The 26,905-nt window shown below is 75.6% G+C and carries 20 protein-coding genes and 1 tRNA gene; 19 read left to right on the top strand and 2 right to left on the bottom strand.

Going from position 1 to position 26,905, the window contains the following annotated elements:
* Window positions 1-27: 27 nt before the first annotated feature.
* The 6 genes from metG (at window position 28) to BLR12_RS01730 (ending at window position 7,221) form a co-directional block, all read left to right on the top strand.
* Window positions 28-1,827 carry a methionine--tRNA ligase gene (metG, locus tag BLR12_RS01755; protein WP_091372631.1) on the top strand — a complete coding sequence of 600 codons (1,800 nt, stop codon included), beginning with the start codon at window positions 28-30 and terminating at the stop codon, window positions 1,825-1,827.
* Entirely contained in the window at window positions 1,824-2,708 is an 885-nt protein-coding gene (locus BLR12_RS01750) for a TatD family hydrolase (RefSeq protein ID WP_091372628.1), read from the top strand. The genes metG and BLR12_RS01750 overlap by 4 nt, the downstream gene beginning before the upstream one ends.
* Window positions 2,709-2,810: 102 nt before the next feature.
* Entirely contained in the window at window positions 2,811-3,650 is an 840-nt protein-coding gene (locus tag BLR12_RS01745; protein ID WP_091372626.1) for a hypothetical protein, read from the top strand.
* Between the two features lie 634 nt (window positions 3,651-4,284).
* Window positions 4,285-5,388: a resuscitation-promoting factor gene (locus BLR12_RS01740; protein ID WP_091372623.1), complete on the top strand. Its 1,104-nt coding sequence runs from the start codon at window positions 4,285-4,287 to the stop codon at window positions 5,386-5,388.
* Between the two features lie 145 nt (window positions 5,389-5,533).
* On the top strand, window positions 5,534-6,259 hold the full coding sequence (gene rsmA, locus BLR12_RS01735; RefSeq protein ID WP_255363238.1) for a 16S rRNA (adenine(1518)-N(6)/adenine(1519)-N(6))-dimethyltransferase RsmA: 726 nt from the start codon (window positions 5,534-5,536) through the stop codon (window positions 6,257-6,259).
* Window positions 6,256-7,221 (top strand): 4-(cytidine 5'-diphospho)-2-C-methyl-D-erythritol kinase, encoded by a 966-nt coding sequence (locus BLR12_RS01730; RefSeq protein ID WP_091372621.1) that lies wholly within the window; start codon window positions 6,256-6,258, stop codon window positions 7,219-7,221. The genes rsmA and BLR12_RS01730 overlap by 4 nt, the downstream gene beginning before the upstream one ends.
* 96 nt (window positions 7,222-7,317) lie before the next feature.
* On the opposite strand, the gene BLR12_RS01725 is transcribed toward BLR12_RS01730, so the two are convergent.
* Window positions 7,318-7,923, bottom strand: coding sequence for a TetR/AcrR family transcriptional regulator (locus BLR12_RS01725; RefSeq protein ID WP_091374200.1), 606 nt, complete (start codon window positions 7,921-7,923; stop codon window positions 7,318-7,320).
* A 101-nt stretch (window positions 7,924-8,024) separates the two neighbouring features.
* Window positions 8,025-9,014: an acyl-CoA desaturase gene (locus BLR12_RS01720; protein ID WP_091372619.1), complete on the bottom strand. Its 990-nt coding sequence runs from the start codon at window positions 9,012-9,014 to the stop codon at window positions 8,025-8,027.
* 167 nt (window positions 9,015-9,181) lie between these two features.
* On the opposite strand from BLR12_RS01720, the gene BLR12_RS01715 reads away from it, so the two are divergent.
* The 13 genes from BLR12_RS01715 to BLR12_RS01655 all read left to right on the top strand — a co-directional run bounded on the left by BLR12_RS01715 (window position 9,182) and on the right by BLR12_RS01655 (window position 26,887).
* Window positions 9,182-9,254: transfer RNA gene (locus BLR12_RS01715), tRNA-Gln, on the top strand.
* Between the two features lie 25 nt (window positions 9,255-9,279).
* A complete protein-coding gene (gene glmU, locus BLR12_RS01710) occupies window positions 9,280-10,776 on the top strand; it encodes a bifunctional UDP-N-acetylglucosamine diphosphorylase/glucosamine-1-phosphate N-acetyltransferase GlmU (RefSeq protein WP_091372616.1) in 1,497 nt (498 codons plus the stop codon).
* Window positions 10,777-10,826: 50 nt separating this feature from the next.
* Complete coding sequence (locus BLR12_RS01705) at window positions 10,827-11,807, top strand: ribose-phosphate diphosphokinase (RefSeq protein WP_091372613.1); 981 nt, start codon at window positions 10,827-10,829, stop codon at window positions 11,805-11,807.
* A gap of 356 nt (window positions 11,808-12,163) precedes the next feature.
* Window positions 12,164-12,868 carry a 50S ribosomal protein L25/general stress protein Ctc gene (locus BLR12_RS01700; protein ID WP_091372611.1) on the top strand — a complete coding sequence of 235 codons (705 nt, stop codon included), beginning with the start codon at window positions 12,164-12,166 and terminating at the stop codon, window positions 12,866-12,868.
* Window positions 12,869-12,951: 83 nt separating this feature from the next.
* Window positions 12,952-13,518, top strand: coding sequence for an aminoacyl-tRNA hydrolase (gene pth, locus BLR12_RS01695; protein ID WP_255363237.1), 567 nt, complete (start codon window positions 12,952-12,954; stop codon window positions 13,516-13,518).
* A 198-nt stretch (window positions 13,519-13,716) separates the two neighbouring features.
* Window positions 13,717-15,213 carry a sugar transferase gene (locus tag BLR12_RS01690; RefSeq protein ID WP_255363236.1) on the top strand — a complete coding sequence of 499 codons (1,497 nt, stop codon included), beginning with the start codon at window positions 13,717-13,719 and terminating at the stop codon, window positions 15,211-15,213.
* A 153-nt stretch (window positions 15,214-15,366) separates the two neighbouring features.
* The gene (locus BLR12_RS01685; RefSeq protein WP_218120498.1) at window positions 15,367-16,617 is read left to right on the top strand and encodes a DUF1972 domain-containing protein; all 1,251 of its coding nucleotides are present in this window, start codon (window positions 15,367-15,369) and stop codon (window positions 16,615-16,617) included.
* Window positions 16,614-17,363 carry a CDP-alcohol phosphatidyltransferase family protein gene (locus tag BLR12_RS01680; RefSeq protein WP_091372603.1) on the top strand — a complete coding sequence of 250 codons (750 nt, stop codon included), beginning with the start codon at window positions 16,614-16,616 and terminating at the stop codon, window positions 17,361-17,363. The genes BLR12_RS01685 and BLR12_RS01680 overlap by 4 nt, the downstream gene beginning before the upstream one ends.
* A complete protein-coding gene (locus tag BLR12_RS01675; RefSeq protein WP_091372601.1) occupies window positions 17,360-18,043 on the top strand; it encodes a hypothetical protein in 684 nt (227 codons plus the stop codon). Before BLR12_RS01680 ends, BLR12_RS01675 begins: the two co-directional genes overlap by 4 nt.
* Window positions 18,044-18,267: 224 nt before the next feature.
* Complete coding sequence (locus tag BLR12_RS01670) at window positions 18,268-22,776, top strand: PKD domain-containing protein (protein ID WP_091372598.1); 4,509 nt, start codon at window positions 18,268-18,270, stop codon at window positions 22,774-22,776.
* A 267-nt stretch (window positions 22,777-23,043) separates the two neighbouring features.
* On the top strand, window positions 23,044-25,155 hold the full coding sequence (locus tag BLR12_RS01665) for a glycosyltransferase (RefSeq protein WP_143018668.1): 2,112 nt from the start codon (window positions 23,044-23,046) through the stop codon (window positions 25,153-25,155).
* Window positions 25,152-26,147: a glycosyltransferase family 2 protein gene (locus tag BLR12_RS01660; protein WP_091372595.1), complete on the top strand. Its 996-nt coding sequence runs from the start codon at window positions 25,152-25,154 to the stop codon at window positions 26,145-26,147. Before BLR12_RS01665 ends, BLR12_RS01660 begins: the two co-directional genes overlap by 4 nt.
* The gene (locus tag BLR12_RS01655) at window positions 26,144-26,887 is read left to right on the top strand and encodes a polysaccharide deacetylase family protein (RefSeq protein ID WP_091372593.1); all 744 of its coding nucleotides are present in this window, start codon (window positions 26,144-26,146) and stop codon (window positions 26,885-26,887) included. Before BLR12_RS01660 ends, BLR12_RS01655 begins: the two co-directional genes overlap by 4 nt.
* Window positions 26,888-26,905: the final 18 nt, after the last annotated feature.

Genomic DNA, 26,905 nt, shown 5'->3' with positions numbered 1-26,905 from the left:
GTGGACGCCGCCGCCTAGGCTCGTGCCGTGAGTGATCGGCACATCCTGACCGCCGTGGCCTGGCCCTACGCCAACGGCCCGCGGCACATCGGCCACGTCTCCGGCTTCGGCGTCCCCTCCGACGTCTTCAGCCGGTACCACCGCATGGCCGGGGACAAGGTCCTCATGGTCAGCGGCACCGACGAGCACGGCACGCCGATCACCGTCGCGGCCGACGCCGAGGGCGTGAGCCCGCGGGAGATCGCCGACCGGAACAACCGGATCATCGTGAACGACCTGCAGTCGCTGGGGCTGAGCTACGACCTGTTCACCCGGACGACGACCGGCAACCACGCCGCGATCAGCCAGGAGATCTTCCTGGGGCTGCTCAAGAACGGCTACGTCTTCCCGAAGACGACGCTCGGCGCGATCAGCCCCTCGACCGGCCGCACCCTGCCCGACCGCTACATCGAGGGCACCTGCCCCATCTGCGGCTACGACGGCGCCCGCGGCGACCAGTGCGACAACTGCGGCAACCAGCTGGACCCGACCGACCTGATCAACCCGGTCAGCCGGATCAACGGCGAGACGCCGAAGTTCGTCGAGAGCGAGCACTACTTCCTCGACCTGCCGGCGTTCACCAAGGCGCTCGGGGACTGGCTGGCCACGCGGAAGAGCTGGCGGCCCAACGTCCTGAACTTCAGCGTCAACCTGCTCGACGACCTCAAGCCGCGCAGCTACACCCGCGACATCGACTGGGGCGTGCCGGTGCCGCTGGACGGCTGGCGCGACCGGCCCGACAAGCGCATCTACGTGTGGTTCGACGCCGTCGTCGGCTACCTGTCGGCGTCGATCGAGTGGGCTCGCCGCTCCGGCGACCCGGACGCGTGGCGGCAGTGGTGGCAGGCGCCGGACTCCGACGCCTACTACTTCATGGGCAAGGACAACATCGTCTTCCACTCCGAGATCTGGCCCGCCCAGCTGCTCGGCTACAACGGCGAGGGCGACAGGGGCGGCGAGGCCGGCTCGCTCGGCCGGCTCAACCTGCCCACCGAGGTCGTGTCCAGCGAGTTCCTCACGATGGAGGGGCGGAAGTTCTCGAGCAGCCGCCAGGTCGTCATCTACGTGCGCGACTTCCTCGCCCGCTACGACGCCGACGCGCTCCGCTACTTCATCGCCGTCGCCGGCCCGGAGAACCAGGACACCGACTTCACCTGGTCGGAGTTCCGCCGCCGCAACAACGACGAGCTGGTCGCCGGCTGGGGCAACCTGGTCAACCGCTCGGTGTCGATGGCGGCCAAGAACGTGGGCGCGGTGCCCACCCCCGGCGAGCTGACCGACGACGACCGCGCCCTGCTGGCCACGACGTCGGGCGCCTTCGGCCCGGTCGGCGAGCTGCTGTCCCGCAACCGGCAGAAGGCCGCGATCGGCGAGGCGATGCGGGTGGTCGCCGAGGCGAACAAGTACCTGTCCGACCAGGCGCCGTGGAAGCTCAAGGAGGACCCGTCCCGCCGGGACACCGTCCTGCACACGGCGCTGCAGGCGATCAAGGACTGCAACGCCCTGCTGACGCCGTTCCTCCCGCACTCGGCCCAGCAGGTGCACGAGCTGCTCGGTGGCGACGGCGTGTGGTCGGTCGCCCCGGAGATCCACGAGGTCACCGACCTCGACGACGGTTCGCCGTACCCGATCATCACCGGCCCCTACGACCAGGGACAGGCGGTCTGGGCTTCCACGCCGCTGGCCGCCCCCGGAACGCCGCTGGCCCCGCCGAAGCCGATCTTCACCAAGCTCGACGAGTCGGTGGTGGAGGAGGAGCTGCGCCGGCTGGAGGAGGGCGGCGCATGAGCCGCTCGGCCGCCTCCCGCGCGAACAGGCGGGGCGAGCCCCCGCCGTCCCCGGAGCCGCTGCCCTCACCGGCGCTGGACAGCCACACCCACCTCGACATCGTCCTGGGGGAGCGGCCCGCCGACGGCGAGCACGGGGAGTGGGCGGACGACGACGCCGTGGACGCCGAGATCGCAGCGGCGGTCGCGGTGAACGTGCCGCGGCTGGTCCAGGTGGGTGTCGATGTGGCGTCGTCGCGCTGGTCGGCGGCGCTGGCCGAGCGGCACCCGAACGTGCTCGCCGCGGTCGCGCTGCACCCGAACGAGGCCGGTGCGGGTGCGGCGATCGACGACGCCCTGGCCGAGATCGACCGGCTGGCGGCGCTGCCCCGGGTGCGCGCGGTGGGCGAGACCGGCCTGGACCGGTTCCGCACCGGGCCGGAGGGCTGGGCGGCCCAGGAGGCGTCGTTCCGCGAGCACGTCCGGATCGCGAAGCGGCACGGCAGCGCCCTGGTCATCCACGACCGGGACGCCCACGAGGAGATCCTCCGCGTCCTGGACGACGAGGGCGCCCCCGAGCACACGGTGTTCCACTGCTTCTCCGGCGACGCCGTCTTCGCGAAGGCCTGCGTCGAGCGCGGCTTCGTGCTCTCCTTCGCCGGCACGCTGACCTTCGGCAACGCGGGCCACCTGCGGGAGGCCGCCGCGCTGGCGCCGGTCGGCCAGCTGCTGGTGGAGACCGACTCGCCGTTCCTCACCCCGGCCCCGTACCGCGGCCGGCCCAACGCCTCCCGGCTGGTGCCCCACACGGTGCGCGCGCTGGCCGACGTCACCGGCGTGCAGCTCGAGGAGCTCTGCGCCCACCTCACCGCGAACGCCGAGCGCGTCTTCGGGAGCTGGTGAGCGGACCCTCCCGCCGCCCGCCACGTGCACGCTCGCGGCGGGCCCCTGCAGGAAGGCCGTTCCGGTCCGTCACGTCGCGCGGTTCGGGGGGACACTGACCCCGTGGGCCGCCTCATCGCCGTCGTGCTGTTCATCGCCGTGCTGGTCCCCGGCGTCCTGCTGGCCCGTGCCTGGGCCCTGGCCGCCGGCCGCCGGGCCGTCGCCGCGGCGGCGGTCGGGTTCACCACCCCGACCCCGGAGGGGCTCGCCGTCGTGGCACGCCAGGCCCAGCACGGACGGCGGGTCCGGAGGCTGGGCCTGCTCCTCGGCGTGGCCGCCATCGGCGCCAGCATCGCCGTCTTCGCCGAGGCGTCGGTGTTCCTCTGGCTGCCCGCCCTCGTCCTGGGTCTGCTGCTGGGCGTCGTCCTGGCGGAGGCGACCCGCCCCCGGTCGCGCTGGCGGACCAGCTCGCCCGCGCGCCGTCCCCGCCAGTCCGAGCTGATCTCGCTGGTGCTGCTCTGGTCGATGCGCGCGGTCGTCGCCGCCGAGCTGGTCGTCGCCGTCCTCATGTGGCGGCGCGGGGAGCTGCCCGACAGCGTCGGCTGGGTGGCGGTTGCCGTCCCGCTGGTCGCCTGGGTGCTCGCCGAGGTGGCCCTGCTGCGCGCACTGGTGCGCCCGCTGCCCGCCGAGGGTGCCGACGTGCCGGTCGACGAGGCGCTGCGCACCTGGACGGCGCACCTCGTCGCCGCGGCCGTCAGCGTGCTGGCGCTGCTGCCGCTCGGTGCCCTGCTGCTGGCGGCCGGCATCGACCTCGGCGACCGGGTCACAGAGGGCATCGACCTGCTGCCGGTGGCGCTGGTCGCGGGTGGCTTCGCGGGACTGGCCGCCGGCCTCGCCCTCGCCGTCTTCCTGGTGACCTGGCTCAAGCCCGTCCGGGTGGACGACCGCGCGCTGACGACGTGACCCGTGACATCGTCGTCCTCCGGACGACACCGCGGCCAGGTGCCGTGCCCGACCTGCCGTGAGCCGCACCCGGTGCTCGATCGCGGGAGCCTCCGGCCCCCACTCCTCGCCCCGCCTCCCGGGGCGGCACCCGTGGGCACCGCGGCCAACATCCGTCCCCGACCTGCCGTGAGCCGCACCCGGTGCTCGATCGCGGAAGCCTCCGGCCCCCACTCCTCGCCCCGCCTCGCGGGGCGGCTCCTGCCAGCACCCTGGTCGATGACCGGTCCACGTCCGCGAGGCCGCTGACCCGTTCTGGTCGCTGTCACACCGTGGGCTTGGTCACCCCTTAGATCTCACGCTGCGCATCTGTCACACCCGTCCCACCAGGCGCGTCGGTCACCGAGCGTGTCGGCGCGTCCCCGAGTCGACACGTCGTCTCGCTGGTTCACTCGTCGCGCACCGTCGCCAGACGCATCGTGTTCGTTATCGTGTCGTGACCAGCCGGGGTGGGGAACCGACCCGGAGGGCACCACGACCGGGAGCCTCGCCTCCCGGTCGTCTGCCGTCCGAGCCGGGTCGCGCTCGGTACCCGCCAGCCGGCGTGTGCCCGGACGCGTGCCTCCTCCCGGGTCTCCTGAGCCCTGGAAGTGTCGTGCCCCGATCGCTGAAGTCCGTCCTCTTCGCCCTGGTCCTGATCGGACTCGTGGGCGGCTCCGTGGCCTACTTCGCCGCGCAGAAGTCCCTGACGCTCACCGTCGACGGGCAGGCGCGGGAGATCCGCACGTACGCCGCCACCGTCGGTGAGGTGCTCGCGGACGAGGGGCTGCAGACGCAGTCGCACGACGTCGTGCTCCCGGACGCCGAGTCCGCCGTCGCCGACGGCGACTCCGTCGTGGTCAACCGGGCCCGCCCGCTGACGCTCACCGTCGACGGCGTGTCGCGCGAGGTCTACGTGACCGCGCTGTCGGTCGACGAGGCGCTCGCGCAGCTCGGCTACCGCGCCGAGGGCCTGGTCGTCTCGGCGAGCCGCAGCGAGCGGCTCCCGCTCGACGGGATGGCGCTGTCGATCACCACGCCCAAGGACGTCACGCTCGTCGTCGACGGCCAGGAGCGGGTCGTCACCACCACCGCCGCCACCGCGGGGGACCTGCTGGCCGAGCAGGGCGTCACCCTGGGCGGGACCGACCGCACGAGCCTGTACCCGCGGCAGCCGCTGCTGGCCGGGATGCGGCTGCAGGTCTACCGCGTGCAGGTCAGCGAGGTCGGGGTCACCGAGGTGCTCGACTACGAGCGCGTCGAGACCGAGGACCCCGAGGCGCTCGAGGGCGACGACACCGTGATCCAGGAGGGCGTGGAGGGTGAGCAGGTGACCACGTTCCGCGTCACCGTCACCGACGGCGTCGAGACCGGCCGCGAGCAGCTGTCCACCACCGTCACCCGCGAGCCGGTCGACGAGCTGGTCACCGTCGGCACCAAGGAGCGCCCCGCCACGTCGGGCAGCGTCCCGGCGACCGCCGACGGGCTGGACTGGGCGGCGCTGGCCAAGTGCGAGTCCGGTGGCCGGCCCAACGCGGTCAGCGGCACGGGCAAGTACCGCGGCATGTACCAGTTCTCCACGACCACCTGGGCCGCGGTCGGCGGTTCCGGCGACCCGGCGGCCGCCTCCGCGGAGGAGCAGACGATGCGGGCCCAGATGCTCTACGCCCGTTCCGGCGCCGGCCAGTGGCCGCACTGCGGCTCCAGGCTCTTCGGCTGATCGGGTCCTGCTGAACACCCCGGCCGAGCACACCGAGCTGCTGGGTCCGGCCGCGATCCGCGAGCTGGCCCAGCAGCTCCAGCTGCGTCCGACGAAGAGCCTCGGGCAGAACTTCCTGCACGACGCCAACACGATCCGGCGCATCGTGCGGACCGCCGAGCTGACCGCCCAGGACGTCGTCCTCGAGGTCGGCCCCGGCCTCGGCTCGCTCACCCTCGGCCTGCTCCCCGCCGCCGCCCACGTCACCGCCGTGGAGATCGACCCCCGGCTGGCCGCCCTGCTGCCCCGCACGGTGGCCGAGCGGGCGCCCGCGCTGGCCGGCCGGCTGACCGTCGTCGAGGCCGACGCGCTGCGCATCCGGGAGATCCCGGGGCCGCCTCCCACGGCGCTCGTGGCCAACCTGCCGTACAACGTGGCGGTGCCCGTCCTGCTGCACCTGCTGGAGCTGCTGCCGACGCTGCGGCGCGCGCTCGTCCTCGTGCAGGCCGAGGTCGCCGAGCGGCTCGCCGCGGCGCCCGGCTCGCCCGCCTACGGCGTGCCGTCGGCGAAGGCCGCCTGGTACGGGGAGGTCCGCCGCGCCGGCAACATCGGCCGCCGCGTCTTCTGGCCCGAGCCCAACGTCGACTCCGGCCTGGTCGCCCTCGACCGCCGCCCGCCGCCGCCGGGGGACCGCGCCGCCACGTTCGCCGTCATCGACGCCGCGTTCGCCACCCGCCGCAAGGGGCTGCGGGCGGCGCTGGCCCGCTGGGCCGGCAGCCCCCCGGCCGCCGAGGCGCGGCTGCGCGCCGCGGGCATCGACCCCGCCACCCGCGGCGAGCAGCTGTCGGTCACCGACTTCGCCCGGCTGGCCGCGACGGAGGCGCCGGCATGAGCTGGTCCTCACCCGGCGGTCCCGGCCGGCTGGCGGGCGACGGCACCGTCGTCGCCCGCGCCCCGGCCAAGGTCAACGTGCACCTGGCCGTCGGGCCGCTGCGCCCCGACGGCTTCCACGAGCTGCGCACCGTCTACCTGGCCGTCTCGCTGTTCGACACGGTGACCGTGGGCCCGGGCGACGGGCTGTCCCTCGCCGTCACCGGCGAGGGGGCGACGGGCACCGGGCCCGACGCCGTCCCGGCGGACCGCCGCAACCTCGTCTGGCGGGCCGCCGAGCTGCTGGCCGAGCGGGCGGGGGTGCCGGCCGACGCCGCCATCACAATCGACAAGTCGATCCCGGCCGCCGCGGGGCTCGCCGGCGGCAGCGCGGACGCCGCGGCGGCGCTGGTCGCCCTCGACGCGCTGTGGGGCACCCACGCCACCCGCGGCGAGCTCACCGCGCTCGCCGCCCGGCTCGGCAGCGACGTCCCGTTCAGCCTGCTCGGCGGGGTGGCCCTGGGGTCCGGTCGCGGGGAGCAGCTGTCACCGGTGCTGGCCCGCCGGCGGTGGGACTGGGTGCTGGGCATCGCCGGTGAGGGGCTGTCCACGCCGGCGGTCTACGCCGAGCTGGACCGGCTGCGCGCCGAGGGCCGTGTGCCCGGCGGCGAGCAGCTGTCCTCGCCCGACCCGGTGATCGCGGCGCTGCGCAGCGGCCCGGTGCCCGCGCTGGCCGCCGCGCTGGGCAACGACCTGCAGCCGCCGGCGCTCTCGCTGCGCCCGGACCTGCGGCGGGCCCTGCGGGCCGCGACCGGGGCCGGTGCGGCCGCGGCGGTCGTCAGCGGCTCGGGCCCCACGGTGGCCGCCCTCGCCGAGGACGAGGACGCCGCCGTGCGGCTGACCGCGGTGCTGGCGGGCGAGGGCGTCTACCGCACCGTGCGCGCCGTGCACGGGCCGGTGCCCGGCGCCCGGCTCGTCGGGTGAAGGACCCCTCCACCACCCGGCCCCGTCCGGAGGCTCGCCGCGGCCCCGTCCAGGGCACCGCCCTGAGCTCGCGAAGGGTGGGGAGGACGGGGTCCGTCAACCGGTGAGAGGGCCACCGGGAGGACACCGGGTCCGCAGGTGCGCGAGGCCGTCGTAGGCGAGGTCGACCAGGTGGGCCGCCACCTCCTGCTTGGTCGGCGACCCGCGCTCGAGCCACCACTGGCCGACCTGGGCGACCATCCCGACCAGTGCCTGGCTGTACAGCTCGGCCAGCGCCGGGTCGGGGCCGCGGTCGCCGAACTGCGCGGCGAGGACGTGCTCGACCCGGTGGGCGACCTCGCCGATCAGCGACGGCGCGCCGTCGGGGGCGCCGGCCACGGGGGAGTCGCGGGAGAGCACCCGGAAGCCGTCGGTGTCCTGCTCGATGTAGTCCAGCAGCACCAGGGCCGCGCGCTCCAGCAGCTCGCGGAGCGGGCCGCCGGCGGCCAGGGCCGAGGTGAAGCGGTCCAGCAGCCGCTGCATCTCCCGGTCGACGACGACGGCGTAGAGGCCCTCCTTGCCGCCGAAGTGCTCGTAGACCACCGGCTTGCTGACGTCGGCGCGCGCGGCGAGCTCCTCGATGGAGGTGCCCTCGTAGCCGCGCTGGGCGAAGACCTCCCGGCCGACGTCGAGGAGCTGCGCCCGCCGCTGGGCGGCGGTCATCCGCACCCGGGACCGGGCCGGACCGCCGGACCCGCTGCCCGGCGCGGGCGCCCGGTGGGGGCCCGGTCGCCCGCGCGGGTGCGGCGGTCCCGCGGGGTCGTTCAGGACGTGGCCGTCACCGGCGTGCGGCGCTTGGCCGCCAGCCGGACCGGGTCGGGCCACTTCACGCCGTGGGCCCAGCCCAGCTTCTCGAACACCCAGATCACCCGGGCGCTGATGTCGATCTGCCCGCGCAGCACGCCGTGCCGGGCGCAGGTCGGGTCGGCGTGGTGCAGGTTGTGCCACGACTCCCCGGCGCTGAGGATCGCCAGCGGCCAGAAGTTGGTCGCGCGGTCCCGGGAGGCGAACGGACGGTCGCCCAGCACGTGGCACACCGAGTTGATCGACCAGGTCACGTGGTGCAGCAGTGCCATCCGCACCAGCCCCGCCCAGAAGAACGCCGTCCAGGCGCCGGTCCAGCTCGCCGTCACCAGGCCGCCGATGACCGCCGGCAGGGCGAGGCTGAGGAAGGCCCAGAGGATGAACAGCCGGCTGGTGCGCCGCAGCGCGTCGTCCTTGAGCAGGTCGGGGGCGTAGCGCTCGGCGTTGGTCTGCCGGCGGTCGAACAGCCAGCCCAGGTGGGCGTGCCACATGCCCTTGAGCAGCGCGCGGGCGTCGGTGCCGTAGCGCCACGGGGAGTGCGGGTCGCCCTCGCGGTCGGAGAAGGCGTGGTGGCGGCGGTGGTCGGCGACCCACTGCACGACCGGCCCCTGGATGGCCATGCAGCCGACGACGGCCAGGGCGATCCGCAGCGGGCGGGCGGCCTTGAACGAGCCGTGGGTGAAGTAGCGGTGGTAGCCGACGGTGATGCCGAGCAGGGTCAGGAAGTAGAAGCCGACGGCCAGCCCGACGTCGAGCCAGGACAGGCCCCAACCCCAGACGGCCGGCACGACGGCGGCCAGGGCCAGGAACGGGACGACGACGAAGACGTACAGCGTGACCTGCTCGAGCACCCCCTTCTCCTTGCCGAAGGCGTTGGCCGGGAGCCCGGCGTCGGGGACGGCGGGCCGGAGGACCGGGGCCGTGGGCCGGGTGGTGGCGGGAGCGGACAAGCGGCCTCCAGGTCGCGTCGTGCGGTCCGGCGAGGCCGCCGTACCGGTACGGCTCCGTAACCTACGTCACCGTAGGGAGGCCTGCCTCCCGGGCGCCGGAGCGGGGTCGGTGGACCGGGCGCCTAGGCTCACGGAGGACGCCGGACCGGTGTCCACGCCGTCCGCAGTGGGGGATGGGGTAATCGGCAGCCCGCCGGCCTTTGGAGCCGGGAAGTCTCGGTTCGAGTCCGAGTCCCCCAGCAGCAGCCGATGCCCGAGGAGACCCGTGTCCGAACCGCTGCAGCCCGGTGCCGCCCCCGAGGGCGGGATCGCCGCCGTCGTCGTCCTCGCCGCCGGGCAGGGCACCCGCATGAGGTCCGCGCTGCCCAAGGTGCTGCACGCCCTCGGCGGGCGCAGCATGCTCGGCCACGTCCTCGCGGCGACCGAGCCGCTGGCCGCCCGGCACACCCTCGTGGTCGTCGGCGCCGGCCGCGAGGCCGTCGAGGAGCACCTGGCGCAGGTCGCCCCCGGCGCGCAGCCGGTGCTGCAGGCCGAGCAGCGCGGGTCCGGGCACGCGGCGGCGGTCGCACTGGCCGCCGTCCCTGAGCTCGAGGGCCCGGTGCTGCTGGTCAACGGCGACGCCCCGCTGCTGACCGCCGGCACCCTGGCCGCGCTCGTCGAGGGCCACCGCGCGGCGGGCAGCGTGTTCACGGTCCTCACCTCGGAGGTCGGGGACCCGACGGGGCTCGGACGCATCATCCGCGGCCCCGGCGGTGAGGTGCGGGCCATCGTCGAGGAGCGCGACGCCACCGACGAGCAGCGGGCCGTCCGCGAGGTCAACGCCGGCGTCTACGTGGCGAACGCGGCGACCCTGCGCCGGGTGCTGAGCGGCCTCGCGACGGACAACGCCCAGGGGGAGCAGTACCTCACCGACGCGCTCGCCCCGCTGGCCGACGGTGGGGCTCCGGTCGCCGCCGTCCGGGCCGCGGACCCGGACGACGTCCTGGGGTGCAACGACCGCCGGGAGCTCGCCGCCCGTCGCCGCACGCTCAACGACCGGGTGCTCGACGAGCTCATGCGCGCCGGCGTCACCGTCGTCGACCCGGCCACCACCTGGGTCGACGTCACCGCCACCGTCGCGCCCGACGCGCTGCTCGAGCCCGGCGTCCACCTCCGGGGGACGACGTCGGTGGCCACCGGCGCCGTCGTCGGACCGGACACCACGCTGGTCGACGCCGCAGTGGGCGAGGGCGCCACCGTGCTGCGCTCGCACGTCCTCGGGTCCGAGGTCGGCCCGCACGCCACGGTCGGCCCGTTTAGCTACCTGCGGCCGGGCACCCGGCTGGCCGCCGGGGCCAAGGTCGGGGCCTTCGTCGAGACGAAGAACGTGCAGGTCGGCGAGGACTCGAAGGTGCCCCACCTGTCCTACGTCGGGGACGCCACCATCGGCCGCGGCGCCAACATCGGGGCGGCGACGGTCTTCGTGAACTACGACGGCGTGGCCAAGCACCACACCCACGTCGGCGACCACGTGCGGATCGGCTCGGACACCATGCTGGTGGCTCCGGTCACCGTCGGGGACGGCGCCTACACCGCTGCCGGCTCGGTGATCACCACCGACGTCCCCCCGGGGGCGATGGGCGTCGCACGGGCGCGCCAGCGCAATGTGGCAGGCTGGGTGCGGCGGCGCCGTCCCGGGACGGCAGCCGCGCGGGCCGCCGAGGCGGCCGGGGATGCAGGGGCCGAGACGGCGGCCGACACCCACGCGGACGCGTCCGAGTAGGGCCGGCCGGGTCGGCCCGCCGACGCGACGAGCAGGGGTATGACGAGCCGATGAGCGCGATCCGGCAGACCACCAGCAAGAGCCTGATGCTGTTCTCCGGCCGGGCCCACCCCGAGCTGGCCGACGAGATCGCCGGGCACCTGGGCGTGACGCCGACCCCGACCGCGTCCTACGAGTTCGCCAACGGTGAGCTGTTCGTGCGGTTCGAGGAGTCCGTCCGCGGCTGCGATGCGTTCATCGTGCAGAGCCACACCGCGCCCATCAACACCTGGCTCATGGAGCAGCTGCTCATGGTCGACGCCGCCAAGCGCGCCTCGGCCAAGCGGATCACCGTCGTCGCCCCGTTCTTCCCCTACGCCCGGCAGGACAAGAAGCACCGCGGCCGCGAGCCGATCTCCGCCCGCCTGGTCGCCGACCTGTTCAAGACCGCCGGCGCCGACCGGCTGATGACCGTCGACCTGCACACCGCGCAGATCCAGGGCTTCTTCGACGGCCCGGTCGACCACCTCTTCGCGCTCGACCTGCTGGTCGGCCACGTCTGCGATCGCTGGGCCGACCGGGACATCACCGTGGTCTCGCCGGACGCCGGGCGGGTACGGGTCTCCGAGCGGTGGAGCGACAAGCTGGGCGGCGCCCCGCTGGCGTTCATCCACAAGACCCGCGACCCGATGCGACCGAACGAGGTCGTCGCCAACCGCGTCGTCGGCGAGGTCGAGGGCCGGGTCTGCATCCTGGTCGACGACATGATCGACACCGGCGGCACGATCGTGAAGGCCGCCGAGACGCTGTTCGAGGCGGGCGCGGCCGACGTCATCGTCTGCGCCACCCACGGCGTCCTCTCCGGGGCGGCGGTCGACCGGCTCAAGAACAGCCGGGTCAGCGAGGTCATCGTGACCAACACCCTGCCCATCGAGCCGGAGCGCCGGTTCGACAAGCTCACCGTCCTGTCCATCGCCCCGCTGCTCGCCCGGGCGATCAAGGAGGTCTTCGAGGACGGCTCGGTCACCAGCCTCTTCGACGGCGCGTCGTGACCGTCGCCCTGCCGGGCGACACCGCGGTCCTCCGGACCGCACCGCGGCCAGGTGCCTTGCCCCTGCTGGGCTGAGCCCTCCCCGTGCCCCGGTCGGGAGGTTCTCCGGGCCCCCGCGACCGGTCCACTCCGGCTCCCCGCCGTCCCCGGCCTGGTAGCCGGGCGTCCCGTCCCCGCCGCGGTCAGGTGCCGTCCCGGCTCGGGTACGCTGTACGGGTTGCCCGGCGAGGGAGACGGCCCCCCGTACTCCGTGATCGACGTGCCACGTTCCTCAGGGGGCAGAGCCCCTCCTCGACGGGCGTGCCGCGCCGTGTGCCGGCCACCGACCCGGATCCACCTCTTGAGGAGCACACCACAGTGGCTGACTTCCGCCTCGTCGCCGAGGCCCGCACCGAGTTCGGCAAGGGCAGCGCCCGCCGCACCCGCCGGGCCGGTCGCGTCCCCGCCGTCCTGTACGGGCACGGCCAGGACGTCGTGCACCTGTCGCTGCCGGCCCGCGAGTTCGCCGCGGCGCTGCGCAACGGCGGCACCAACGCCCTGATCACCGTCGTGCTCGACGGCCAGGAGCAGCTCGCGCTCACCAAGGCCGTGCAGCGCGACCCGCTGACCCGCACCCACGAGCACGTCGACCTGCTGCTGGTCCGCCGTGGCGAGAAGACCACCGTCGACGTGCCGATCGTCGTCGTGGGCGAGCCGGGCATCGACGCCATCCCGAACCACCAGCTGAACACCGTCTCGATCGAGGCCGACGCCACGAACCTGCCCGACACCATCGAGGTCGACGTGACCGGCCGGACCGCCGGTCAGGGCATCACCGCCGGCGACCTCGTCCTCCCGCAGGGCGCGACGCTGGTCACCGACCCCGAGGCGCTCGTCATCGGCTTCCTGGGTGCGCCGACCGCCGAGGCCCTCGAGGCCGAGCTCGCCGAGGCCGAGGCCGAGGCCGGCATCGAGCGCGAGGAGTCCGCGCCGGCCGAGGAGGGCGTCGGCGAGGGCGACGTCGTCTCCGAGCCGCAGGACCAGGGCAGCGGCGAGTCGATGGAGTCCGCCGAGAAGGGCTGAAGACCCTGAGTGAGGACAGCACGTCCCGCAGGGGCGCCGGCGACGCCGGCGCCCCTGCGGTCGTCTCCGCGGGCCCCTTCCTGGTGGTCGGGCTGGGCAACCCGGGTCCCGCCTACGCCGGCAACCGGCACAACATCGGCGCGGTGGTGCTCGACGAGCTGGCCGCCCGCGCCGACGTGAAGTTGTCCCCCGGCAAGGGGAAGCGGGCCCGGACGCTGATCGGCGAGGGACGGCTGGCCGGCCGCCGCGTCGTGCTGGCCCGGCCGACCAGCTACATGAACGAGTCCGGCGGCCCGGTCCGCGGCCTGCTGGACTACCACTCCGTCCCGGCCACCGACCTCGTCGTGCTGCACGACGAGCTGGACATCCCCTTCGGCACCGTGCGGCTCAAGCGGGGGGGCGGCGAGGGTGGCCACAACGGCCTGCGGTCGGTCACCCGCTCCACCGGCACCAAGGACTACCTGCGGGTGCGGGTCGGCATCGGCCGCCCGCCCGGTCGCCAGGACCCCGCCGACTTCGTGCTCAAGGACTTCTCCGGTTCCGAGCGCAAGGAGCTGGACCTGCTCGTCGCCGAGGCGGCCGACGCCACCGAGGAGCTCCTGGCACTGGGGCTCGAGGCCGCCCAGAACGTCGTCCACCCCCGCACCTGACGCGCCGCCCCGGGTGGGTGAGTCGTCCTCCCCAACGGGTGAAGACACCCGCTGCGCGTTGACCCCGGTCGTGACTCGCTGTGATGGTCCTTGCGAGGTCGGGCGCTTCGCCCGGGGGGAGCGCCTGGTCACGGACGCGCAGCAGTCCCCGCGTGGGTGACCCCGACTACACGTTGTCACACGTGTCCGGGGGGAACCGTGCTGCTCGATCACTCGACCGTCCGTCTCGGGACGGCGCAACCCGCACCCACGACGACCGCCGCCGCTCCGGGCACCGGTCGCCGCGCCCGGATGCGGCCCGGCGCCGCGGCCTGGGTCCGGCGGTACTCCCTGGTCCTCACCGTCTTCGAGGTCCTGGCCGCGGCGGCCGCCGGGGCCGCGGTGCTGGTCACCCACCCGGGCGCCACGCCGACCACCTCGCTGTTCTGGGCCAGCGTCGGCCTCGTCGTCGCGTGGCCGGTGCTGCTGCACGCCTCCGACGCGCACGCCGAGCGGGTGTTCGGCAGCGGGAGCGACGAGTACCGCGCCGTCGGCAGGGCCGGCTTCCTGCTGCTCGCCGTCGCCGGCTTCGCCTCGTACGCCGCCGACCTCGACCTCAGCCGCGCCCTGGTCGTCGGCGCCGTCCCCGCGCTGACCCTCGGCACCCTGCTCGGGCGGTTCACCGCCCGCTGCACGCTCCGCGGCCTGCGCGCGCAGGGGCGCTGCACCAAGCGGGTCGTCGTGGTCGGCCGGGGGACCGCCGTCCTGGAGCTGGTCGACCGGCTGCGCCGCCAGCAGTTCGCCGGCCTGGAGGTCGTCGCGGCCTGCGTGACGCCCGACGACCGCGACCGGGTGGCCCGGGCCGCCGGCGTCCCGGTCGGCGGGCTGGACGACGTCCCGGCGCTGGCCGCCCGGCTCGGCGCCGACACCATCGCCGTCACCTCCGCCAGCGAGACCGCGGCCCAGTACCTGCGTGCGCTGTCGTGGCAGCTGGAGGGCACCGGCATCGAGCTGCTGGTCGCCCCCGGCCTGATCGAGGTCGCCGGCCCGCGGCTGCACATCCGCCCGTTCGAGGGGCTGCCGCTGCTGTCGGTGGAGCAGCCGCGCTTCGAGGGCTGGCAGCGCGTGGTCAAGGGCGGCCTGGACCGCGCCGTCGCCGCCGTGGCGCTGGTCCTGCTCGCGCCGGCGCTGCTCGCGATCGCCGTCGCCGTCAAGGTCACCAGCCCCGGGCCCGTGCTCTACCGGCAGGAGCGGGTGGGCGTGAACGGGCGCTGCTTCACGATGCTGAAGTTCCGCAGCATGGTGGTCGACGCCGACCGGCAGGTCGACGGGCTGCAGGCGCTCAACACCTCCGACGGCCTGCTGTTCAAGATGCGGGTCGACCCGCGGGTGACGCCGGTCGGCCAGGTGCTGCGCCGGCTGTCGCTGGACGAGCTGCCGCAGCTGCTCAACGTGCTCGGCGGCGCCATGTCGCTGGTCGGCCCGCGCCCGCCGCTGCCCGGCGAGGTCGCCCGGTACGACACCTCGGTCAGCCGCCGGCTGCTGGTCAAGCCCGGGCTGACCGGCCTGTGGCAGATCTCCGGCCGGTCGGACCTGCCGTGGGAGGAGGCCGTCCGCCTGGACCTGCGCTACGTGGAGAACTGGTCGCTGGCCATGGACCTGCTCATCCTCGTCAAGACCGTCCGCGCCGTCGTCAGCAGCGCCGGGGCCTACTGACGGCGCGTGCCCCGTGCGGGTGAGAGGACCCGCGGGAGGACTGCCGCGGGCTCCGTCCTCCGTCGATGCTCACCGAGGGCGAGGGGGACCGTGCAGCGCACGGGGCCGTCGTCCGAGCTGCACGGACGGACGACGGAGGCCCAGGTGGACCGCGTGAGCATCGCCATGGTCGGCACGCGGGGCGTGCCCGCCCGGTACGGCGGCTTCGAGACGGCGGTCGAGGAGATCGGGCGCCGGCTGGCCGACGCCGGGCACCGGGTCGTCGTCTACTGCCGCACCGTCCCCGGGTCACCCGAGCAGCCGCCGGCCACGCACCTGGGCATGGAGCTGGTGCACCTCCCGGCCGCCCGTCGGCGCTCACTGGAGACCCTCAGCCACACCGCCCTGTCGGTCCGCCACCTGCTGGCGCACCGCACCGACGCGGCGATCCTGTTCAACGCGGCCAACGCCCCGCTGCTGCCCGCGCTGCGCGCCGCCGGCATCCCGGTCGCCACGCACGTGGACGGGCTGGAGTGGAAGCGCGCCAAGTGGGGCGGTGCGGGACGGCGGTACTACCGCGCCGCCGAGGCGCTCGCCGTCCGCTGGTCCGACGTCCTCATCGCTGACGCGCAGGGCATCGCCGACTACTACCGCGACGCCTTCGCGGCGCCGACCACGCTGCTGACCTACGGGGCGCCGCGGATCGAGCCCGGGTCGCACCGGCTGGCCGAGCTCGGGCTGGAACCACGCGGCTACCACCTCGTGGTGGCCCGGTTCGAGCCGGAGAACCACGTCGACCTGGTCGTCGAGGGGTACGCCGCCAGCGCCGCCACCAGGCCGCTGGTCGTCGTCGGCTCGGCGCCCTACGCCGACGAGTACACCGCCCGCGTGCACGCGCTGGCCGACGACCGGGTCCGGTTCCTCGGCGGTGTCTGGGACCAGGAGCTGCTCGACCAGCTGTACGCGAACTGCGCCACCTACCTGCACGGCCACTCCGTTGGGGGCACCAACCCCTCGCTGCTGCGCGCGATCGGTGCAGGCGCGGCCGTCACCGCCTTCGACGTCGACTTCAACCGCGAGGTCGTCGCCGATGCCGGCCGGTACTTCCGCACCCCGGCCGACGTGGCCCGCGAGGTCGAGGCCGTCGAGGCCGAGCCCGACCGGGTGGCCCGCTCCGGGCAGCGCGCCCAGGAGCTGGCCGGCGGCTACGACTGGGACCGGGTCGCCGCCGGCTACGCGGAGCTCGCCCGCACGCTGGCCGAGCGCCGGTTCCCGGCCCGCCGTCCCTCGGGGCGGCGCGGGCCGACCGCGGCCGACCTGCTGGTGGCCCGGCCGCAGCCGGTCCCGGCGCCGCCGGGTGCCGTCCTGCTGCCCGCCCCGGCCGCCGCCCCGGCGGTCGAGGACGTCCCGGTGGCCCGGCCGTGAGCGCCCTCGTCGGGGCCCGTCCCCCCGAGGCCCTGCGGACGACGCTGGGCCGGCTGGCCGCCGCGCAGAAGGGCGCGACCGGCGCCCCGGCCTACTCCCGCTTCGTCAACCGGCCGCTGGGCCGGCTCCTCGCCGCGCTGGCCTTCCGCGCGGGTCTGACGCCCAACGCCGTCACCGGGGTCAGCGCCGCCACCACGGCCACCGGCATCGCGCTGCTGGTGCTGGCGCCCCCCTCGGTCGGGGTGGGGCTGGCCGTCGCCGCCTGCCTGGTGCTGGGCTACGCGCTCGACGCCGCCGACGGCCAGCTCGCCCGGCTGCGCGGCGGCGGGTCGCCGGCGGGGGAGTGGCTCGACCACATGGTCGACGCCGCCAAGCTGCTGACCCTGCACCTCGCCGTGCTCGTCGCGCTGTACCGGGCCGGGGCCGTCGACACCGAGCTGCTGCTGATCCCGCTCGGCTACTGCGTCGCCGACGGCGCGCTGTTCTTCGCGATGATGCTCAACGAGGCGCTGCGCGCGCGGCACGGTGCCGCCACCCGCGCCCAGCCGTCGGCCGCGAGGGCCGGCGTGCGCCGGTCGCTGGTGTCCCTGCCCACCGACTACGGCGTCCTGGCCCTGTCGTTCCTGCTGTGGGGCGCACCGGCCGCGTTCCTGACCGCCTACGCCCTGCTCTTCCTGGCGACGGCGGCACACCTGGCCCTCGGGTCGGTGAAGTGGTTCCGAGAGATGGGCAGGTTGCCTCGATGAGCACCCCGATGGACGACGGCGCGCAGGCGCGCGGGCGGACCGGTCGACGACGCCTCGCGGTCGGCGCGGCCGTGGTGACCCTGGCGCTCGCGGCGGTGTCGGTCGTGTGGTCGGTGTCCGGCGACGGCGAACCGTCCGCCGCCGCCGCACCCGCCACCACCACCGTCACCACCGACGCCCCGCCGGGCACGCCCGCCCCCGCGCCGCCGGCACCCACCGGTGCGGCGCCGCCCTCCGGGACGCCGTCGGCCGAGGGACCCGTGGCCGCGGACCAGCTGCCGCCCAGCCTGGCCCCGGTGGCCCTCGACGGGACCGCCGAGGCAGCCGACGGGACCAGGGTGACGGTCGAGCGGCTGGAGGCGGTCGACGGGACGGCGCTCGCACCCGGCGACGTCGGCGGACCGGCGTTGCGGGTCACCGTCCGGCTCGAGAACGGGTCCCGCGGAGCCGTGGACCTCGACGACGTGGTGGTGCGCCTGACCTCGGGCGCGGAGCTCACGCCCGCCCCACCGCTGGGTGACCCGTCGGCGGCTCCGCTCACCGGCACCGCCGCACCGGGCGAGACGGTCGAGGGCGTCTACGTCTTCTCCATCGCCGAGGACGTCCGCGACCTGGTCACCGTGTCGGTCGGGTACCGCGTCGGCGCACCCTTCCTCGTCTTCGCCGGCCCGGCCGGCTGACCCCTCCCCGCGCTCCACCCGGACGGCAGGGCCCGACCTCGGTCGGGCCCTGCCGTCCGTCGTGCCCGCCCCCCCGGACGGGTGCACACGGTCCGTGACCGTCGCTTGATTGCGCAGTGTCACTGGATCAGGGGATACGGGGCCTCGATCGTCACGCTTAGTGTCCACCCGCTGGTCGGCGCTGCCGGCAGCGTGACGTGCGTACGAGCGGGGGAACGCTTCAGATGACTGCACTCTCGGCGGCTTGGTCCAAGTCGCTGCTGACCGGGCTGGTGGCCCTCGCGGTGGGGATGGGCTCCGTCCTCCCCACGGCCGCCCTGGCCGACACCGCGCCGCTGGACCCCGCGGCGCCCACCACGCCGCCGACGGTGTCCGCCGACGCGCTGCCCACGGCACAGATCGACGGCGTCGCCTGGGCGCAGGTCGTCAGCGGCACCACCGTGTACGTGGCCGGCCGCTTCGGCCGCGTGCGGCCGGCCGGCGCCGCCCCGGGCACGCAGGAGACGGTGCGCAACAACCTGCTCGCCTACGACATCCGGACCGGCGAGCTGATCAGCTCCTTCGCCCCGGACCTGAACGCGCAGGCGCTGGCCCTGTCCGTGTCGCCGGACGGCTCGCGCCTCTACGTCGGCGGGGACTTCACCGTCGCCAACGGGCAGCCGCGCAGTGGCGTCGCCGCCTACGACACCGCCACCGGCCAGCTGGTGAGCACCTTCCGCCCGGCGGCGAACAGCACCGTCCGGGCGATCGCCGCCACGAACGGCACCGTATACCTCGGCGGGGAGTTCAGCGCCGTCGGCTCGAGCGCGCGGTCGCGTCTCGCCGCCGTCTCCGCGGCCACCGGCGAGCTGCTGCCCTGGGCCCCCCAGCCGGGCACGGGGTCCACGGCGGGCAACTGGGTGCCCAACGACCCGGCCGCCAACGCCCGCACCAGCAACTCGGTGCTGGCCATGGTGCTCGCGGGGGACGACCAGGTCGTCGTCGCCGGCCGGTTCGACACCCTCAACGGCACCAAGGCGACCGGGGTCGGCGCGCTCGACGCGACCAGCGGTGCCACCCGGCCGTTCGCGGCCAACCGGTACATCACCAACCAGGGTGCCCACTCCGCCGTCTGGAGCCTGAGCACCGACGGCGCCGACGTCTACGGCACGGCCTACGACTTCTACGGCCCCGGCTCACTCGAGGGCACCTTCGCGGCGAGGGCGAACGGCGGTGCGGTGCGCTGGTTCGCCGACTGCCGCGGTGACACCTACTCCGCGTTCCCGGTGAACGGCGCCGTCTACACCGCGTCGCACGCGCACAACTGCCGCAACATCGGGAGCTTCCCGGAGACCAGCCCGGCCAGCTACTGGCACGCGAACGCCTTCAGCTCGGCGCCGTACACGGTGAACGCGAACATCGACACCGGCGGCCGCGGCGTGATGGCCGGCCAGCCCGCGCCGAACCACCTGGCGTGGCACCCGACCTTCGTCGCGGGGACCTTCACCGGTCAGTACCAGGCGGGCTGGACGGTCACCGGCAACCAGGACTACGTGGTCTACGGCGGCGAGTTCCCGTCGGTGAACGGCCGGCCGCAGCAGGGGCTGGTGCGCTTCGCCGTCCCCCGCCTCGCGCCGAACGCGGTCGGCCCGGTGCGGGCCGGCTCCTCCGGCCCCACCGCCACCGCCGTCCAGGGCGGCATGCGGCTGTCGTTCCCGGCGGCGTGGGACAAGGACAACGAGCACCTCACCTACCGCGTCCACCGTGACTCCACCACCGGGGCCCCGGCCTGCGTCGTGACCGCGCCCTCGCGCTGGTGGCAGCTGCCGACCCAGGCCTGCACCGACACCGGTGCCACCGCCGGGTCGCACCGCTACCTGGTCTCGGTGAGCGACGCCGCCGGTAACCGCGTGGACTCCGCCTGGACGACGGTCACCGTGCCGGTCGCCAGCAGCGGCACGGCCACCCGCGCCTACGAGCGCCTGGTCGCGGCGCACGGTGCCGTGGACCACTGGACGCTCGGGGAGTCGACGGGCCCGACGGCCTTCGACCACTCCGGTGCGGCCGACATGGGCATCGGCACCGGCGTCACCCGCGGCGCCACCGGCGCCGTCACCGGCGACCGCGACACCGCCTTCCGGTTCAACGGGACGTCGTCCGGCTCGCTGTCGGCGACCGCGCCCGCCGCACCGGCCCCGCAGAACTTCTCGGTGGAGGCGTGGTTCCAGACGACCACCACCCGGGGCGGCAAGATCGTCGGCTGGGGCAACGCGCGGACGGGGCTGAGCCCCAACTACGACCGGCACGTCTACATGGACGCCCAGGGCCGGCTGCACTTCGGTGTCTACAGCGGTGGCATGCGGATCCTGAGCACCACGGCTGCGCTGAACGACGGCCGGTGGCACCACGTCGTCGGATCGCTCAGCCCCGCCGGGATGCAGTTCCACGTCGACGGGCAGCTGGTCGGCACGAACCCGGCCGTGGTGTCCGCCGAGTCGAAGGACGGGTACTGGCGCATCGGTGGCGACACCAGCTGGGCCACCGGGCTCGACTGGTTCGGCGGCCAGATCGACGAGGTCGCCGTCTACCCGAGGGCGCTCTCGACCGCCCAGATCACCGAGCACCACCTGGCGGCCACCAGCGGTGGACCGTCGAACACGGCGCCGACGGCGGCGTTCACCTCCTCGGTGAGCGGCCTGGCGGTGTCGGTGGACGGCTCGTCCTCCGCCGACGCCGAGGGGCCGGTGGCCTCCTACGCGTGGGACTTCGGCAACGGCTCCACCGGCACCGGGGCGAGGGCGTCGCACACCTACGCGGCGGCCGGGACCTATCCGGTGAGGCTGACGGTGACCGACGCCGCCGGGGCGACCGGCACGGTGACCCGCTCGGTGACCGTCACCGCGCCGCCCGCGCCGCCGGCCGTCGGTGCGGTGGCCACCGACACCTTCGGGCGCGAGGTCACCGGTGCCTGGGGGACCGCCGACCTCGGTGGGACCTGGACGGTGACCGGGGCCTCGGCGAACGCCACGGTCACCGGCGGGTCCGGGCGGATCAGCGCGGCCGCGGGCGGGACGAGCGCGGCGACGCTGCCGGTCTCGGTCCGGGACGTGGACGTGCGGTCCGACGTGGTCGTCGAGCGGGCGCCCACCGGTGGCGGCAGCTACGTGTCGCTGGTGGGCCGCATCGTCGGCTCGGACCGGTACACGACCCAGTTGCGGTTCAGCGCCACCGGGTCGGTGACGGCGAGCCTGACCAAGGTGGCCGGCGGCACGGAGACCGTCCTCGGCTCCTACCGGATGCCCAGCAACTACACGCCGGGCAGCGCGCTCAAGGTCCGCTTCGCGGCCGAGGGTGCCGGCCCCACCACCCTGCGGGCCAAGGTCTGGGCCGCCGGGACCACCGAGCCCACCGGCTGGCAGGTCACCGCGACCGACGCCACGGCGGCGCTGCAGCAGGCCGGGGCCGTGCGCCTCGACCTGTTCCAGTCCTCCACCGCGACGGCCGCGCAGACCGTGCGGCTGGACGACCTGCAGGTCGTCCAGCCCGGCGCCACCCCGCCGCCGGCGAACGCGGCGCCGACGGCGGCGTTCACCTCCTCGGTGAGCGGCCTGGCGGTGTCGGTGGACGGCTCGTCCTCCACCGACGCCGAGGGGCCGGTGGCCTCCTACGCGTGGGACTTCGGCAACGGCTCCACCGGCACCGGGGCGAGGGCGTCGCACACCTACGCGGCGGCCGGGACCTATCCGGTGAGGCTGACGGTGACCGACGCCGCCGGGGCGACCGCCACGGTGACCCGCTCGGTGACCGTCACCGCGCCCACGGCGCCGGAGCTGCCGGCGAACACCGCGCCGACGGCGGCGTTCACCTCCTCGGTGAGCGGCCTGGCGGTGTCGGTGGACGGCTCGTCCTCCGCTGACGCGGAGGGCCCGGTGGCCTCCTACGCGTGGGACTTCGGCAACGGGTCGACCGCGACGGGCGCGAGGGCGTCGCACACCTACGCGGCGGCCGGGACCTACCCGGTGAAGCTGACGGTGACCGACGCCGCCGGGGCGACCGGCACGGTGACCCGCTCGGTGACCGTCACCGCGCCGCCGGCCCCGGAACAGCCGGTGGACACCGCCCTGGCCCGGGACGCCTTCGGGCGTGCGGTCGCCGGCGGGTGGGGGACCGCCGACCGCGGCGGGATCTGGGCAGTCGGCGGGACCGCGGCGAACGCCACGGTGGCCGACGGGTCCGGGCGGCTGACCGCCGCGGCAGGGGCCGGCACGAACGCCGGGCTGCCGGTCTCGGTGCAGGACGTGGCGATCCAGGCGGGCGTGCTGCTGGAGCGGGCGCCCACCGGCGGCGGCAGCTACGTGTCGCTGGTGGGCCGCAACGTCGGGAGCTCGACCCGGTACGGCGCCCAGCTGCGGTTCAGCGCCACCGGCTCGGTGACCGCGACGCTCTTGCGGACGGTCAACGGGACGGAGACCGCCCTGGGCTCGTACCGCCTCGCGGGCACCTACGCCCCGGGCACGGTCCTCGCCGTGCGGTTCGAGACGCAGGGCGCCGGCACCACGACCCTGCGGGCCAAGGTGTGGGCTGCCGGGTCCGCCGAGCCGGGGGACTGGCAGGTCAGCGCCACCGACGCCACGGCGGCGCTGCAGCAGGCCGGCACGGTGCGGATCGACCTCTACCACTCGGCGAACGCGACCAGCGCCCAGACGCTGCGCGTGGACGACGTGTGGGTCGGGGCGGCCGGCACGAAGCCGTGACCCCGAGGGGGCCGGTGGGGATCCCCACCGGCCCCCTGGGGGAGCAGCGACGAGCGGACCGGCCTGCGGGCCGGTCCGCTCGTCGGCGTCCGGGGCGCTGCGGGGCCGGGTCACCCCGTGGAGGGAAGACGCCCCGCACCGGGGCCCGGAGGATGGGCGGACCGGGTGCGGCGGTCCCGAGCCACCGCCCGGACGGGGGAAGGGACGGCCTGCTGTGGGACGCGGCGGACGAGGCGGGACGCGCACGCCCGGACGGGGACGGCACCGGTGACGGCGACCGTCCTCGCGCCGTTCGGACCGCCGGCCACCCCGCCGGGGGACGACGCGCCGCTCGGCGTGGTCGTCGTCTCGTACGGCAGCGCGGAACTGCTCCGGCGCAACCTGGCCCCGGCCGGCCTCCCCGGTCCCGACGTGCGCGTCGTCGTCGTCGACAACTTCTCCTCGCAGGCCAACCGGCGCGCCGTCGAGGAGCTCGGCGCCGCCTCCGGCTGGCACGTCGTCGGCATGCCCGACAACCGCGGCTTCGGCGCGGCCTGCAACGCCGGTGTCGCGGTCGCCCGCGAGCTGGGGTGCCGCACCTTCCTCTTCCTCAACCCCGACGCGGTGATCACGCCGGCCGTCGTCGCCGAGCTGCGGGCGCAGAGCCTGCACGAGCCGCTGTCGGTCATCAGCCCGCGGCTGCTCTCCTCCGACGGCGAGGTCGTCTTCCTCGCGGCGCGCACCGACCTGCGCGACGGCCGGGTGCGGCGCCGCCCGAGCGCCGACGGACCGCGCACCGACGACCCCGGCGACTGGCTGTGCGGCGCCTGCGTGGTCGTGCACGACGAGCTCTTCACCCGGATCGGCGGGTACGACGAGGGCTACTTCCTCTACTGGGAGGACGTCGACCTCGGCTACCGAGCGGTCGCGGCCGGCGCCACGGTGGTCCTGCGCGAGGACCTGGTGGCCGTGCACGACGAGGGCGGCACCCACGGGGAGGGGCGCCGGGGCAGCGCCAAGTCCGCCCTCTACTACCGCTGGAACTGCCGCAACCGGCTGGCCTTCGCCGCGCGCCACCTCGACCGCCGGGCGCTGCTGCGCTGGGTCCGGGCCACCCCCGCGGTCAGCTGGGAGATCCTGCTGCGCGGCGGCCGGCGGCAGCTGCTGCAGACGCCGTCGGTGCTCTGGGCGGTGGCGCGGGGCGCGCTCGAGGGCCTGGTCCGGGTGCTGCCCGCGCTGGTGCTCGGCCCGCGGCGGCCCCTCGCGCGTCCCCGGGTGCTGGTGGTCCACCCCGGCGCCGAGCTGTACGGCTCGGACCGGGTGCTGCTCGAGTCGGTCGGCGCGCTGCTGCGCGACTCCGAGGTGACGGTGGCGCTGCCCGGGCACGGCCCCCTGGTCGCCGAGCTGGAGGGCCGCGGCGCCCGGGTCGTCGTCCGCCGCATGCCGGTGCTGCGCAAGGCCGTGCTGCGGCCGGCCGGCTCGGTCCGCCTGCTCGCCGACGCGCTGCTGGGTCTGCCCTCGGCGCTGGCGCTGCTGCGGACTGCACCGGCCGTGCACGTGAACACCACCGTGCTGCCGTCCTGGCTGCTGCTCGCCCGCCTGGCCCGCCGCCGCGTCGTGTGCCACGTGCACGAGGCCGAGTGGCCGGGGCCCGCGGTCCTCCAGCGGCTGCTGCTGCGCACCCTCCTGGCGGCCGACGTCGTCGTGGCGAACAGCCGGTTCACCGCCGAGGTCCTCATCGGGCTGGTCCCGGCCCTGGCGGGCCGGACGGCCGTGGTGGCCAACCCCGTGCCCGCCCCGGTGGACGCCGTCCCCGCCCGGGAGCGCCTCGACAGCCCGGTCCGCCTGCTGTTCGTGGGCCGGCTGTCACCGCGGAAGGGCCCGGACGTCGCGATCCGCGCCCTGCGCGTGCTGCTCGACCGGGGTGTCGACGCCCGGCTCACGGTCGCCGGCTCGGTGTTCGAGGGCTACGAGTGGTTCGCCGACGAGCTGTGGGCGGAGGTGACCGCGTCGGGGCTGGCCGACCGCGTCGAGCTCCTGGGCTTCCGGGACGACGTCTGGCCGCTGCTCCGCGGGGCCGACGTGGTGCTCGTCCCCTCCACGCTCGACGAGTCCTTCGGCAACGCCGCGGTGGAGGCGGTGCTCGCCGCCCGGCCGGTCGTCGTCAGCGACCTGCCGGGGCTGCGGGAGGCCGTCGACGGGTTCGCGGCCGCCCGCGTGGCCGAGCCGGGACGGCCGGAGCGCTGGGCCGACGCGGTCGCGGGGCTGGTCGCCGACTGGCCGGGCGCGCGGTCCGCCGCGCTGGACGACGCAGCCCGCGCGCGGGAGCGGCACGCCGTGCACCGCTTCGCCGCCGGTCTCCTCGAGGCCGCGCAGGCGACCGGGACGGTGGCGCGGTGAGCGCGGCCACCGCGGGGCCGGCGGTCACCGGCACCGTCCGCGTCACGATCGCCGTGCCGACCTACCGGCGCCCCGACGGCCTGCGCACGGCGCTGCCCCTGCTGCTCGACCAGGCCCGGGCGGTCGGTGGCCGGTACCTCGCGGACGTCCTCGTGGTGGACAACGACCCCGGGGGCAGCGGCGCGGCGGTCGTGGCGGAGCTGGCCGCGCCCGAGCTGCGGTACGTCGGCGAGCCGACGCCGGGGATCGCCGCCGTCCGCAACCGCGCGATCGACGAGGCCGGCGACAGCCGCCTGCTCGTGTTCATCGACGACGACGAGCGGCCGATGCCCGCCTGGCTGGCCTCCCTGGTCGGCACCTGGGAGGCCACCGGTGCCACGGCGGTCGCCGGTCGCATCGTCGCCGAGTTCGCCGGTGAGCTGGACCCGTGGCTGCGGGCGGGGGACTTCTGGCGCCGCCCCAGCATGCCGAGCGGTACGCCGGTCGACGTCGTCGCGACCGGCAGCCTCCTGCTGGACCTCGAGCAGCTCCGGCGGGCCGGCGTCCGCTTCTCCGCCGAGCTCGGGCTCGGTGGGGGCGAGGACACGCTGTTCAGCCACGTGCTGGCACGGGCCGGCGGCCGCATGGTCTGGTGCGACGAGTCCGTCGCCGTCGACGCCGTCCCCCCGGACCGGATGACCCGGTCCTGGATCGTCACCCGGATGTGCAGCCAGGGGAACACCACCGTCCTCGTCGAGCTGCGGCTGGCCGGGTCCCGGTGGGCCCGGACGTCCGTGCGCGCCCGCGGCGTGGCCGGGGGCCTCCTCCGCGTCGCCGTCGGCGCGGGTCGCTGCGCACTGGGCGAGCTGGTGGGTTCCGACCGGCACCGGGCTCGGGGCCTGCGCGTGGCCTGCCGGGGCGCCGGCATGGTCGCGGGGGGCTGCGGCGTGGCCTTCCACGAGTACGCGCGGGACGGCCGCCGGTGGCGACTGGCGTGGGGAGGAGCCCGATGAGTGCCGCGACGACCGCCCGGAGCGTGGTCGAGGGGGCCCGGCGCAGGGTCCGGCGGGGTGCCGGGACGGTGCTGGGCTCGGCGGTGGAGCTGCGCACCGGTGCGTCCGACGTCGTCCTGACCTTCGACGACGGTCCCGAGCCCGGTGGCACCGACCGGGTGCTGTCGGCGCTGGCCGATGCGGGCGCCGGGGCGACGTTCTTCGTGCTGCTCACCCGGGTGCGCAGGTACCCCGGCCTCCTCGACGAGGTCGTCGCCGCCGGGCACGAGGTGGCGCTCCACGGCGTCGACCACCGGGCGCTGCCCACGCTGCCCCCGGACGAGGTGGCCCGGCTGGTGCGCGCGGGGAAGGCCGAGCTGGAGGACGCGACGGGGCGGCCGGTGCGCTGGTTCCGCCCGCCGTACGGCCGGCAGACGTTCGCCAACTGGCGCGCGGTGACCGGCGCCGGTCTGGTCCCGGTGCTGTGGGGGCCCACCACCTGGGACTGGCGGGACGTCCCGCCCGCCGAGCGCCTCGCCAAGGCCCAGCAGGGCGTTCGGCCGGGAGCGATCGTCCTGGCCCACGACGGCTTCGCCGGACCGGCGGACGGCGCCTGCGACGGGCCCCCACCGCAGCTGGACCGCGGCGAGCTGATCACCGGGGTGCTCGAGGGCTACGCCGAGCGGGGCCTGGTCGCACGCTCGCTGGAGCAGGCGCTGGTGTCCGGTGACCTGGTCCGGGAGACCTGGTTCCCCGGCTGAGCCGGCCCACCACGGAGG

This window comes from Geodermatophilus sp. DSM 45219 (assembly GCF_900104025.1).
Taxonomy (GTDB): domain Bacteria; phylum Actinomycetota; class Actinomycetes; order Mycobacteriales; family Geodermatophilaceae; genus Geodermatophilus.
Note: the sequence above shows the minus strand (reverse complement) of the source record. Positions and strands in the feature narration are given on the sequence as shown.